10 protein-coding genes are annotated in these 12,574 nt (G+C 69.8%); 1 reads left to right on the top strand and 9 read right to left on the bottom strand.

Annotated features, from left to right (window positions below):
* Positions 1-74: 74 nt before the first annotated feature.
* The 6 genes from bioD to ACFWMR_RS19840 all read right to left on the bottom strand — a co-directional run bounded on the left by bioD (position 75) and on the right by ACFWMR_RS19840 (position 8,677).
* Positions 75-797, bottom strand: coding sequence for a dethiobiotin synthase (gene bioD, locus ACFWMR_RS19865; protein ID WP_093938520.1), 723 nt, complete (start codon positions 795-797; stop codon positions 75-77).
* Between the two features lie 49 nt (positions 798-846).
* The gene (locus tag ACFWMR_RS19860) at positions 847-3,042 is read right to left on the bottom strand and encodes a SulP family inorganic anion transporter (RefSeq protein ID WP_378379406.1); all 2,196 of its coding nucleotides are present in this window, start codon (positions 3,040-3,042) and stop codon (positions 847-849) included.
* A 244-nt stretch (positions 3,043-3,286) separates the two neighbouring features.
* Positions 3,287-5,545, bottom strand: a complete 2,259-nt coding sequence (locus tag ACFWMR_RS19855) for a bifunctional SulP family inorganic anion transporter/carbonic anhydrase (protein WP_378379405.1) — start codon at positions 5,543-5,545, stop codon at positions 3,287-3,289.
* Positions 5,546-5,784: 239 nt separating this feature from the next.
* Positions 5,785-7,065 carry an adenosylmethionine--8-amino-7-oxononanoate transaminase gene (locus ACFWMR_RS19850; RefSeq protein WP_378379404.1) on the bottom strand — a complete coding sequence of 427 codons (1,281 nt, stop codon included), beginning with the start codon at positions 7,063-7,065 and terminating at the stop codon, positions 5,785-5,787.
* A gap of 25 nt (positions 7,066-7,090) precedes the next feature.
* On the bottom strand, positions 7,091-8,299 hold the full coding sequence (locus ACFWMR_RS19845) for a cytochrome P450 family protein (RefSeq protein WP_378379403.1): 1,209 nt from the start codon (positions 8,297-8,299) through the stop codon (positions 7,091-7,093).
* 24 nt (positions 8,300-8,323) lie between these two features.
* A complete protein-coding gene (locus tag ACFWMR_RS19840) occupies positions 8,324-8,677 on the bottom strand; it encodes an SRPBCC domain-containing protein (RefSeq protein ID WP_378279401.1) in 354 nt (117 codons plus the stop codon).
* A 125-nt stretch (positions 8,678-8,802) separates the two neighbouring features.
* On the opposite strand from ACFWMR_RS19840, the gene ACFWMR_RS19835 reads away from it, so the two are divergent.
* The gene (locus ACFWMR_RS19835) at positions 8,803-9,426 is read left to right on the top strand and encodes a uridine kinase (RefSeq protein WP_093938525.1); all 624 of its coding nucleotides are present in this window, start codon (positions 8,803-8,805) and stop codon (positions 9,424-9,426) included.
* A 4-nt stretch (positions 9,427-9,430) separates the two neighbouring features.
* On the opposite strand, the gene ACFWMR_RS19830 is transcribed toward ACFWMR_RS19835, so the two are convergent.
* From ACFWMR_RS19830 to ACFWMR_RS19820, 3 genes are all read right to left on the bottom strand, one after another.
* Positions 9,431-10,588, bottom strand: a complete 1,158-nt coding sequence (locus tag ACFWMR_RS19830; protein ID WP_208636122.1) for a glycosyltransferase family 4 protein — start codon at positions 10,586-10,588, stop codon at positions 9,431-9,433.
* 78 nt (positions 10,589-10,666) lie between these two features.
* Positions 10,667-11,719, bottom strand: coding sequence for a C40 family peptidase (locus ACFWMR_RS19825; RefSeq protein ID WP_208636123.1), 1,053 nt, complete (start codon positions 11,717-11,719; stop codon positions 10,667-10,669).
* Positions 11,720-12,164: 445 nt separating this feature from the next.
* Positions 12,165-12,407, bottom strand: coding sequence for a hypothetical protein (locus tag ACFWMR_RS19820; protein WP_364214220.1), 243 nt, complete (start codon positions 12,405-12,407; stop codon positions 12,165-12,167).
* Between the last annotated feature and the right edge of the window lie 167 nt (positions 12,408-12,574).

Here is a 12,574-nt window from a genome sequence, read left to right as displayed (position 1 = left end):
CTGTTCGGGGTGGGGCGGTAGTGCGAAGGCACATCATCGTGCACGACCGGGCGCCTCGCTGACAGCGACGCAGGTCACTTCTGGGCCGAGGCGCGGCCGACGAAGCATTCCGGGTCGAACTCCCCGCCGAACCACGGCGAGAGACCCGCCCTGGCCTTGGCGGCGAACTCCTCGGGCCCGGCGTCCCCGAGACCGGCGGGCAGCACGCCCAGCAGCGGGGCGCCGGCGGCGACCGGCAGGTCCTGCAGGTTCGACACCGACGCCAGATCCGGGTCTTCGGGCCACGAGCCGATGATGACCCCGGCGACGGTGAGGCCGCGTTTGGTCGCGACCTCGGCGGTCAGGGCGGTCGCGTTGAGCGTGCCCAGCCCGGCCTCGGCCACGACGATCACCAGCGCGCCGAGCGACCAGGCGACGTCGGCGAGCGAGGCGCCGTCGGCGTCGAACCGGACCAGCAGCCCGCCCGCGCCCTCGATGAGGGTGAGGTCGTGCTCGCCGTTCAGGTCGCTCGCGGCCGCGGCGATCTCGCTCGGCGGCAGCGTCGGCAGGCCCGAAAGCCTGGACGCCGCCTCCGGCGACAGCGGATCCGGGTATCGCCGCAGCTCACGAGTGGTGACCGGCCCGGCGAGCCGGAGGACGTCGGCGAGATCACCCGGCTCGTCCGGTCCGACTCCGGTCTGCGCCGGTTTCAGGACGGCGACGCGTTGGCCCTGCCCGGCGGCCAGCGCGGCGATGGCGGCGGTGGTGATCGTCTTGCCGACACCCGTACCGGTGCCGGTTATGACCAGCATGCTCACGTAGGAACAACTTAGTGGGTCCGGATCGAGTCCCACTGAACGGCGTCCGTTAGCCCCCGGAAGTGGTGACGGCCCCGACCGGTGTGAACGACGGGCTCTCGTCATCCGACAGGTAGACCTGCGCCGCCCCGACGTCGAAATACATCCCGGTCAGGTGGAGCTCGCCGCGCGCCTCCGCCTCGGCGATCAGCGGGTAGTGGCGCAGGTGCTCCAGCTGCTGCAGCACGTTCTGCAGCGCCAGCCGGTTGACCTCCGTGTCCGGGCGTTCGCCGTCGAGGGTCACCGAGACCTTGCGCTTGGCGCTCGGCTCGGCGTGCTTCAGCCAGGACGCCAGCATCGGCGCGCCGTCGGGGGCACCGGTGGCCAGCGCCTGCATCGCGCCGCAGCCGGAATGCCCGCAGACCACGATCTCGCGCACCTTCAGCACGCCGACGGCGAACTCGACGGTGGCGCCCATCGACGGGTCGGCCCGGCGGGCGGGCACGAGGTTCCCGATGTTGCGGACGGTGAACAGGTCCCCGGGACCGCTCGTGGTGATCATGTTCGGCACGATCCGCGCGTCACCGCAGGTGATGAACAGGGTGTGCGGCGACTGTCCGCCCGCCAGCTTGCTGAGCGCGGGCTGCATGAGCGCGGCCGTGCGCCGCTGGAACTCGGTCGCGCCGCGCAGCGTCGGCCCGCCACGCTGACCGGGCAGTTCGACGTCCTTGGCCTGCCAGTCGGACCACGGCGCGAGGAACCGCGGCACCGAACGCGCGGCGGCCGTCCTGGACAGGGTGGGATCGCCGGATTTGCCGTTGGCGAACCACGGATGCCCGACCTCGTCGACGATCACCTCGCCGCCGGCGCGTTCGTGTCCCTGCTGCCAGTTCGAAAGGCTCTCGAAGGCGGCGTGGTCGAGATAGTCGACGACGAGCTCCAGGGTCACCTTCGCGCCGTCGGGCACGGTCGCGAGCACCCGGCTGAGCCTCGGCACCGAAAGGAAGGTCAGGACACCTTCGACGACGACGCGCCATTCGTCACCGTCGCGTTCGGCGTGGATCCCGGACCACACGGTGCGCCGCAGCATCAGCAGCACCGAAAGCCCGATGCCGAGCAGAACGCCGGTGAGCAGGTCGAAGACGACGACGCCGGCGAGCGTCACCAGGTACAGCCCCAGGTCGCCGTGCTTGAGGACCTGCTTGATGTGGCCGGGGTTCACCAGTTTCGCGCCGACGTGGACGAGCAGTCCGGCCAGCGCGGCGAGCGGGATGTTCTGGATCAGCCCGGCGAACGCGGCGACGAACACCAGGATCCAGACCCCGTGCAGGACCGCCGAAGCGCGGGTGCGGGCACCGGCGGCGACGTTGGTCGAGCTGCGGACGATCACGCCGGTGACCGGGAGTCCGCCCAGCGCGCCGGAGGTCATGTTCGCGGTGCCCTGCCCGATCAGTTCGCGGTCGAGGTTCGACCGCGGTCCGGTGTGCATCTTGTCGACCGCGACGGCCGACAGCAGGCTCTCCACGCTGGCGATCAGGGCGATGGTGATGACCGCGAGGGCGAACGCGCCCCAGCCGGTGTCCGGGAATTCGGGCGCGAAACGGATGTTGAGCAGGTCACCGGGCAGGTTGACGCGGGGCAGGGTCATTCCGGCGACGACGGACAGCACGGTCACCAGCCCGATCGCGGCGAGCGGGCCCGGCACCTTGCGGACGGACTTGGGCAGCCGCGGCCACAGCAGCAGGATGCCGATGGTGAGCACGCCGATCAGCGCGGCGGTGTCGTGGTGGCCGACGATCTGCGCGGGCAGCTCGGCGATGTTCTTGAGCGCGGAGCTCTGCGCCGATCCACCCAGGACGACGTGGAGCTGGCCGAGGACGATCGTGACGCCGATACCGGCGAGCATGCCGTGCACGATGGCGGGCGAGATCGCTAGCGCCGCGCGGGCGATGCGGCTCAGCCCGAGCAGGATCTGGAGCGCCCCCGCGGCGACGGTGATCGCGCAGGTGGTCGCCCAGCCGAAGGTCGCGATCGTCTCGGCCATGATCACCGTCAGACCGGCGGCCGGGCCGCTGACCTGCAGCGGGGAGCCGCCGAGGGCTCCGGCGACCACACCTCCCACCACGGCCGCGATCAGCCCCGCGACGATCGGCGCCCCTGACGCGAGAGCGATCCCGAGCGAGAGCGGGACGGCGACGAGGAACACCACCAACGAGGCGGGCAGGTCGTGACGGAGCACGGCGAGAGGTTTCTTGGACACCAACATGATCACCAGGAAACTGGTGATTTGTCCGCTATGCACCACCTGATCGAGTGAACATCGTCCTTCAGAAGGGTGGCGTGGCCCACTTTTGGGCCATTTCGTTGCCTGGAGATGGCGTCGATGTTGCGAAAAGCCTTAAGTCCTCCCGGATCCTGGGAAATAACGGTCGGCCGCCCGGCCAACTACGTGATGGCCCCCTTCACTGCGCCTAGGCGCAGTGAAGGGGGCCATCATGTACCGAGGATGCTCAGGACTTCACCGGTGAAGCGGCCGAAGTGAACGACCGGTGCGCCGCGTCGAGCAGGTACACGTTCGCCTTCCCGACGTCGAAGTACATGCCCGTCAGCCGGAATTCGCCCCGCGCCAGCGCGGCCTCGACCACCGGGTACGAGCGCAGATTTTCCAGTTGCTGCACCACGTTGTGCAGGGCGAGCCGATCACCCTCCTGCGCGGGGCGGGCGCCGTCGAGCAGCACCGGCCCTTCACTGGCCTGGCGCCGCATCGTGGCCTCACCGTGGCGCAGCCAGCCGCCGAGGTGCGCGAGCCCGGTGGGCGCGTCGCCGAGCAACGCCTTCATCGCCCCGCAACCGGAATGCCCGCACACCACCACTTCCCGCACGTTCAGCAGACCGACGGCGTACTCGATCGCCGCCCCCACCGAGAAATCCGCTTCGGCGCCGGCGTGCGGGACGAGGTTCCCGATGTTCCGCACGGTGAACAGATCCCCCGGCCCGCTGGTCGTGATCAGGTTCGGCACGATCCGCGCGTCGCCACAGGTGACGAACAACGTGTGCGGCTGCTGGCCGTTCGCCAGCCCGTCCCAGGTGCTCCGCAGCAGCGGCGCCGTCCGGCGCTGGAATTCCGAGGCGCCACGGCACAACGGGACGCTGCCTCCGCGCTGGCTCGGCAGTTCGAGGTGTTCCGCCTGCCATTCCGACCACGGCGCGAGCCAGCGCGGCACCACCCGGGAGGCGACACCTCGGCGCACGGTCGGCACACCGGCCTTTCCGCGTTCGAACCATGGATGCCCGATCTCGTCGACGATCACGACTCCCCCGGCGCGTTCGTACGCGCGCTGCCAGCCGCGCAGGCAGTCGAATGCGGCGTGGTCGAGGTAGTCGACGAAGAGCTCCAGCGTCACTTCCGAACGCGCGGGGACTTCGGCCAGGACGGTCGTGAGCCTTGGTACGGAAAGGAAAGTGAGCGCGCCTTCGATGACGACGCGCGTCCGCGAACCGTCCTGTTCGACGTGGATCCCGGAGAACAGCATCCGGCGCAGCATCAGCGCGAGCGCCACCGCGATCCCCGCGGCGACGCCGGTGAGCAGGTTGACGGCGACCGCGCCGAGCAGGGTCGCGAGGTAGACCGGCAGGTCGCCGTGGCGGCGGACCTCGCGCAGATTGGTGACATTGACCAGTTTCGCGCCGACGTAGACGAGAAGACCGGCGAGCGCGGCGAGCGGGATCAGCCGCAGCGCGCCCGCCAGGAACAGGCAGCAGCCGAGGATCCAGACGCTGTGCAGGATCGCCGACGCCCGGGTGCGGGCGCCCGCTTCGAAGTTGGTCATGGTGCGCACGACGACGCCGGTGACCGGGAACCCGCCGAGCGATCCGGCGGCGACGTTCGCCAGGCCCTGGCCGATCAGCTCACGGTTGAGGTCGGTGCGCGGCCCGTCGCGTAGCTTGTCGATGGAGACGGCGGAAAGCAGGCTCTCCAGGCTGGCGATGAGCGCGATGGAGAGGACGGCGGCGATGATCGCCGCCCAGGACCCGGACGGCGCCTCGGGGACGAAACCCAGCCCTGGCAAGCCGTTCGGGAGGTCGACGCGCGGCAGGTCCAGGCCGGCCGCGACGGAAAGGCCGGTCGCCAGCGCGACGGCGGCGAGCGGACCGGGGACGCGGCGCACCGAACGCGGCATCCGGGTCCACGCCAAAAGCACGCCGACGGTGACGACGCCGACGAGCGCGGCCTGGTCGTGGTGGCCGACGATCCGGCCCGGCAGCGCGAGGATGTTCGCGATCGTGGAGCTCCCCGCGACTCCGCCGAGCACGACGTGCAACTGGCCGAGGACGAGGATCAGCCCGATCCCGGCGAGCAGGCCGTGCACGATGGCCGGAGAGATGGCCAGTGCGGCGCGGGCGACCCGGCTGACGCCGAAGAGGATCTGCACCACGCCTGCCGCGGCGGTGATCGCGCAGGTGGCGGCCCAGCCGAAGGCGGAGATGGTCTCCGCGATGACGATGGTCAGCGCGGCGGACGGGCCGCTGACCTGGAGAACGGAAGCACCGAAGAGGCTCGCGACGACGCCGCCGACGACGGCGGAGATGAGTCCGGCGAGCAGAGGGGCTCCGGCGGCGTGTGCGACGCCGAGCGAAAGCGGGACGGCCACGAGGAAGACGACGACCGAAGCCGGGAGGTCGTGGCGAAGGTTCTTCAGGAGGGTCGATGTGGGATTGCGGCGGCCCGGAGGCCCGGTGTCGTGCTCGTCACCAACGATGTCGATCATGGGGGCAGGAAACCCGATCGACGCGCAAAAGTCCGCTACGCAAAGGTTTCTCAGGTTTGCTTGTGCGCCGAAGAACTAGGGCATAACACCTTTTCGCGACAAAACACCCGAGAAGGGTCCCGATCGGACTCGCCCGTTCGCTTGACCACGACCACCCCGCGACCACGCTCTGTACCCAGCGTGGCCTTTGCGGATTGCTGTGGCCGCCGTCACACTCTTTCGGTTGAATTCAGCCCGTTTCAGGCTTTTTGCGCGGCCGCGACCACGGCCGAGGTGATCGTCGCGAGGTCTTCGGCCTCGGAGATGTAGGGCGGCATCGTGTAGATCAGGTTCCGGAACGGGCGCAGCCAGACGCCGTTCGCGGTGAGCACGTCGGTCGCGACAGCCATGTCCACCGGGTGGTCCAGTTCCACCACGCCGATGGCGCCGAGCACCCGCACGTCGGCGACCGAAGACAGCTCGCGAGCCGGTTCCAGCCCTGCCTTCAGCGCGGCTTCGATCCGCGGGACGTCGGACTTCCAGCCGCCTTCGGCCAGGATCCCCAGCGAGGCGTTGGCGACCGCGCAGGAAAGAGGGTTACCCATGAAGGTCGGCCCGTGCGCCAGTACCGGCAGTTCGCCGCACGAGATCCCGTCGGCGATCTCCGGTGTGCACAACGCCGCCGCCATCGTCAGGTAACCGCCGGTCAGCGCCTTGCCGAGGCACAGGACGTCCGGGGTGACCCCGGCGTGCTCGGCGGCGAACATCCTGCCGGTGCGGCCGAACCCGGTGGCGATCTCGTCGAAGATGAGCAGGACGCCGTTGGCCTCGGTGATCTCGCGCAGCGCGCGCAGGTACGCGGGCGGGTGGAACCGCATGCCGCCGGCGCCCTGGACGACCGGTTCGACGATGATCGCGGCGAGTTCGCCCGCGTGCTTCTCGATTTCGGTCGCGAGCAGGTCGAGGTAGTCCTGATCCGGCTCGTCGCCGAAGCCGCCGGGAGGTTTGGGCAGGAACAGCTGGTCCGGCAGGATCCCGCGCCACAGCGAGTGCATCCCGCCCTCGGGGTCGCAGACGCTCATCGGCGTGAACGTGTCGCCGTGGTAGCCGCCGCGCCAGGTCATCAGGCGCCGCTTTTCCTTGCGCCCCACCGACTGCCAGTACTGCAGGCACATCTTGACGGCGACCTCGACCGACACCGATCCGGAGTCGCACAGGAAGACGTGCCGCAGACCGTCCGGGGCGAGGTCGACCAGCGTCTTCGCCAGCCGGATGGCCGGCTCGTGGGTGAGCCCGCCGAACATCACGTGACTCATCCGGCCCGCCTGCTCGGCCAGCGCCGCGTCCAGCACCGGGTTCCGGTAGCCGTGGATCGCCGCCCACCAGGACGACATGCCGTCGACCAGCTCGCGGCCGTCGTCGAGGGTGAGCCGGACCCCGCTCGCCTCGCGGACCAGCAGGGAGTCGATCGGGCTCGGCATCGGCCCGTACGGGTGCCAGACGTGTTCCGCGTCGAGCGCGAGGAGTTCGGCGGCGTCCATCCGGCGACCCTACGACACACCCCGCTCAGCGCAGGCGCACAGGGAGGGTTTCCAGGCCGTGGACGAGGGTGCTTTCCCGCCACCGCAAGGTTTCCGGGTCGGCGTCCAGGCCAAGGCCCGGGAACCGCTCCAGCAGGCCGCGCAACGCGATCTCCGCCTCCAGCCTGGCCAGCGGGGCGCCGACGCAGTGGTGGATCCCGTGCCCGAACGCGAGATGCCCGGCCGCCGGCCGTGTGACGTCCAGCCGCTGCGGGTCTTCGAACCGCTCGGCGTCCCGGTTCGCGCCGATCAGGGAAACGAGCACGAACTCGTCCGCCGGGATCTCGACGTCGCCGACCAGGACGGATTCCCTGGTGAACCGGATGGTCGCCAGGTGGATCGCGCCGTCGTAGCGCAGGAATTCCTCGACCGCTCCGGGCAGCAGGGCGGGATCGGCGCGGAGCGCGGCCAACTGCTCCGGCTCGCGCAGCAGCGCGAGAACGCTGTTGGCGATCAGGTTGACCGTCGTCTCGAACCCCGCCACCAGCAGGAGGAACGCCATCGACAGCAGTTCTTCCCCGGAGAGCGAGTCGCCCTCGTCGCTGGCGTGGATCAGACCGGAAAGCAGGTCTTCGGCGGGTTTCGCGCGCTTTTCCTCGATGAGGTCGACGAGGTACGCGTGCATCTTCGCCGCCGCGGCACGGAGTTCCTCCGGCGTCGACCAGGCGAGCATCGTGTTCGACCACTTCGCGAACGCCGGCTGGTCGCCCGCGTGGACGCCGAGCAGTTCGCAGATGACCCGGATCGGCAGCGGGACGGCGAACGAGGGCAGGAGGTCGACGCGCTCGGCGTCACCGATGTCGGCCAGCAGTTCGGCGGTGATCTGCTCGATCCTCGGCCGCAGCCGGGAAACGGTACGCGAGGTGAAGGCCTGGTTGACCAGTTTGCGCAACCGCGTGTGGTCCGGCGGATCCGAGTTGAGCATATGGCCCGTCAGCGCGCGGACGGCGCTGTCACCGGCGGATTCGAAGCCGTCGCGTTCGAAGAGGCGCTGGACCCCGCGGGTGTCCTTGGCCATACGGGGATCCGCGAGCACGGCGCGGGCCTCGGCGTAGCCGGTGACGAGCCAGACCTCCAGGCCGCGCGGCAGGCGCACCTTCCGGACCCGGCCGCTTTCCCGCAGCAGCGCGGAGACCCGGTGCGGTTCCTGGACGAGATCCCAGGCAAGGGTCGTGACTTCTTCGGCTGCCACCATCGGTACGCCTCCCCAGCGCGCCGGTCAGCGTTCGGCCAGCGCGGCCACCACTCGCTCGGTCACTTCGGTCCAGTATGCCCGCTGTTCCTCGCGTTCGTCGGCGCCCGCGAGCCATTCCTGATGGAACCGGAGCGTGGTCTTCTGCTCGGTGCCGCTCACCGTGATCTGGAGGGTGGAGTCGTGGTCCCAGTCCTTCGGCCGCCAGGTCAGCCGGAGCTTGTCGCCCTCGGAACGACCGCGGATCTCGCCGGTCGTCCCGTTGGCCGTCTCGTACGCCGCGCCCGGCTCGCTGCCGAGTTCGGCGCCCGGACCGAGCCAGATCTCCACGCCGTCGCGTCCGACCAGGAAGTCCCACACCAGTGTGCTGTTGTACGGCACGGTCTGGGAAACGCCTACCTGCCAACCACTTCCGGCTGTTTTGGCCGTTGCTTTGGTCACGCGGGCCATCATCCCATCGGGTGTACCGTGCGTCAGTCACCGGTCCGGGTGGAGGATCTCTTTCCGTGCGCTACCGTCCGATTTCTCCCGCTCTGCTGGTCTCCGAACTGACCGAACGCATCACGGCGATCACGGGCCGCCGCCGGATCGCGGTCGCGATCGACGGCGCGGCCGGTGCGACCGAAACCACAGAACTCGCCGACGCCCTGGTCGATCCCCTGCGGGTCGCCGGTCACGCGGCGCTGAGGATCTCGGCGAACGACTTCCTCCGGCCCGCGTCACTGCGCTTCGAACGGGGCAAAAAGGACCCGGACTCGCGCTACACCGACTGGCTCGACCTCGGCGCCCTGCGCCGCGAGGTGCTCGACCCGCTCGCCGAGGACGGCAGCGGCCTGGTCCTCCCGTCGCTGTGGGACCCGGTGCGCGATCGCGCCACCAGGGCCGAACGCGTCGAACTGCCCGAAGGCGGCGTCGTCCTGCTGGACGGCGAATTCCTGTTCGGAGCCGGGCTCGCTTTCGACCTGAGCGTGCACCTGTGGCTCTCGCCCGCCGCGCTCAAGCGGCGGGTGCCCGACGAATGGGCGCTCCCCGCCTACGAGCGCTACGAACAGGAAGTCGACCCAGCGGCGCTGTCCGATGTGGTGATCCGCGTCGACGACCCGAAGCACCCGGCGCGCTACGAACCCTGACCCGTCACCGCACCGCAGCGACCGGATCGCCGTCGAGCAGGCCGGAAAGCCTGCCCGCCATGGTGTCCCATCGCCAGTTCTCGCTGACCCACTCGCGGCCGGCGGCTCCCATGCGCCGCGCCCGCACCGGATCGGCCAGCAGCGCGGCCAGCGTGTCCCGAAGCTGCTGTTCGTCGCGGCCGTCGACGACGTGCCCGGTGACCTCGTCGAGCACCGTTTCCGGCGCACCGCCGGAATTCCCGGCGACGACCGGCAGCCCGGTCGCCGAGGCCTCCAGGTACACGATGCCCAATCCCTCGACGTCGAGTCCCTTCCCCCGTGTCCGCGCCGGCATCGCGAAGACGTCGCCCGCGTTGTAGTGCGCGGGCAATTCCTTCCACGGCACCGATCCGGTGATGACGACGCTGTCCTGGACCCCCAGCGCGTCGACGAGCCCGGTGAGCGTCTTGCGATACGGGCCGCCGCCGACGATCAGCAGCGCCACGTCCGGGATCCGTTCGCGGAGTTCGGGCAGGATCCTGATGAGCATGTCCTGGCCCTTGCGCGGCACCAGCCGCGAAACGCAGACGATCGTCGGGCGGTCGCCGAGACCGTGCCGATCGCGGATCTCCTTGCCCGCGGCGTCGTCCGGCCGGTAGAGCTCGGTGTCGACGCCGCACGGGAGCATCTCCAGGCCCGCCATCGGGCCGAAAGCGGCCGAAAACCGGGAACGCGTGTACTTGCTGACGTAGGTGATCACGTCGACGGTGTCGCCGATCCGCCGCAACGCCTGCCGTGAGCCCGGGAGCATCGACCAGCCGACCTCGTGGCCGTGTGTCGACGCCAGCACCCGGCGGGCGCCGGCCGACCGCAGCGAATGCCCCAGCAGCGCGAGCGGCGCGGCGGCGCCGAACCAGACGGCCTCGCAGTCGCGGGCGCGCATGATCTCCTTGGCCCGCTTGAGAACGTCCGGGGTCGGCAGCATCAGGGACGTCGGATGGCGCACCACCTCGAACGGGGCGGCGGCGTCGAACTCGCCGTGCGAGCCCGTGCTCGATTCCCAGGACGGGGCGTAGACGACGAGGTCGTCCGCGGGCAGGCGGGTGGCCAATGAATTCAGGTAGTTCTGGATGCCCCCCGGCCGGGGCGGGAAGTCGTTGGTCACCAGCAGCGTCCTCAGCACCCCTGCAGGCTACTTGGCCCCGGACACGCGAAAGGGGCGGCACCGCTTGCGCGGCACCGCCCCTTTTCCCGCTGTTCGTCAGGCCGTCGGGCGACGGGCTCCGACGTAGTTGTTCTGCAGCGGCGACACCTTGACGACGTCACCGGTGGTCGGCGCGTGCACCATCATGCCGTTGCCGACGTACATGCCCACGTGCGAAACCGGCGAGTTGTAGAACACCAGGTCGCCCGGCTGGAGCTGCGAGCGCTGCACCGGGGCGCCGAAGGTCGACTGCTGACGGCTGGACCGCGGCAGGGTGAGCCCCGCCTGCTTGTACGCCCACAGCATCAGACCCGAGCAGTCGAAGGACGACGGGCCGACGTCACCCCAGCCGTAGGGGCTGCCGAGCTTGCTCTTCGCGGCCGAAAGAGCCGCGGCGGCCTCGGGACCCGGGGCGGGCAGGTTGGGGAACGCGCCGCCCTTGTCCTTCTGGGCGTTCTTGTCCGCGGCGCTCAGGTTGCCGCTGGCCCGCTGGATCTCCTTGAGCTGGTCGTCCAGCGTCTTCTTGCGCGCCTCGATGTCCGTCGTCAGCTTGGCGGCGGTGTCACGGGCGGAAGTGGCCGTGTTCTGCGCGTCCGCCGCCTGCTTCGCGGCGGCCGCGGACTGGGCGACGGCGCCGCTCAGGTTGTTCAGGGCGGTGTTCTTGTTCGCCGCGAGGACCTCGAGCGCCGAGGAGCGCTCCAGGAAGTCCTGGGTCGACGCGCCCGACAGCAGCGAGGACAGCTTGTTCAGCTGCACACCGCTGGTGAAGGAGGCACCGGCGAACTTGTTCACCTCGTCCTGGAACGTCTTCTCGTCACCGGCCGCCTTGACACCGAGGTCCTTGGCGGCGGCGGCGTCGGCGGTGGCCTTGTCGAGCTCGCCCTGCTTCGCGGCGAGATCGTCCTTCGCCTTGAGGAGGTCTTCGTTCGCCTTCTCCGCCTGCGCCGCGAGGTCGCGGTACTTGGCGAGGGCGTCCGAGCCGGAGGGGGGCTGCTGGGGGGCGGGGGCTGGGGCTGCAGTGGCAGCAGGCTGGGCGACCGTTACTGCGGTGATCACCGCGGCCGCGGCCAAAGCTCCTGACACCACGCGCTTGACTGGATGCGACTGCACGGTCGCGCGTGTCTCCTTTGCTGTCGGCCACCGACTCGGAACCCGGGACGAAGAGGTCGGGGGCCCTCTTCCACGGAGCCGCGTCGCCGACCGTGAGGTCCGCGCGGTTCCCCGCGTTCCCGCCTCGCGCCTGGCCGAGTGCTATCGCAACAGGTTTGACGCAAGGCTGGTTCTGGTGCAGCTCCCCGACAAAGCTGCTTCAGTGGCGATCCCGTGTCGCCGTCTGGCGACGACTTCCGGCCACGAGATCTCGGACAGGTTACGAAACCCCGGGCACCACGTCCACCATGGCAGGCACAAAAACTCTCCGTGATGCGCCGAAACACCTTCGGACCAGCATGAGCGGAAAGTTGTGACGGGCGTTACATCCTGGGGCTGATCTCGACTACCTACCGTTCACCTGATCGGATCGACCACTCGTCGAATGTCCCGGTCGCGGCGTGTCTCAGGCCGACTTCCGGCGCTCCTGGCCGACGATCTCGACCATCCGGAGGCGCGGGACCATTCCGGCTTCGGCGAGCGCGTCGACCGCCTTCCGCTCATCGGCGTCCCATTCGAGCGCGAGTGGCGCGCCGAGGAGAACGCTGACGACACAGTCATGACACGCGTCACCGCGGACCGCGCACCGGTCGCAATCGATGACGAGCGTCTCTATGTCCGCTATATCTGCGATGGCCTTGTCGTCCATCCCGGGCTCCTCACTTTCAGTGGTGAGGCACACATTAAGAGCGACCACCGACAGTTTCGGGCGAGCAAGGGCGCGGGGACCGGTGGCCCAGCCGAGGAAACTCGACCTTCACACCTTGCCCAGTACATGATGGCCCCCTTCCTTGCGCCTAGCCCAAGGAAGGGGGC

The organism is Amycolatopsis thailandensis, assembly GCF_042723255.1.
In the GTDB taxonomy this organism is placed as follows: domain Bacteria; phylum Actinomycetota; class Actinomycetes; order Mycobacteriales; family Pseudonocardiaceae; genus Amycolatopsis; species Amycolatopsis thailandensis.
This window is presented reverse-complemented; position numbering and strand designations above follow the sequence as displayed.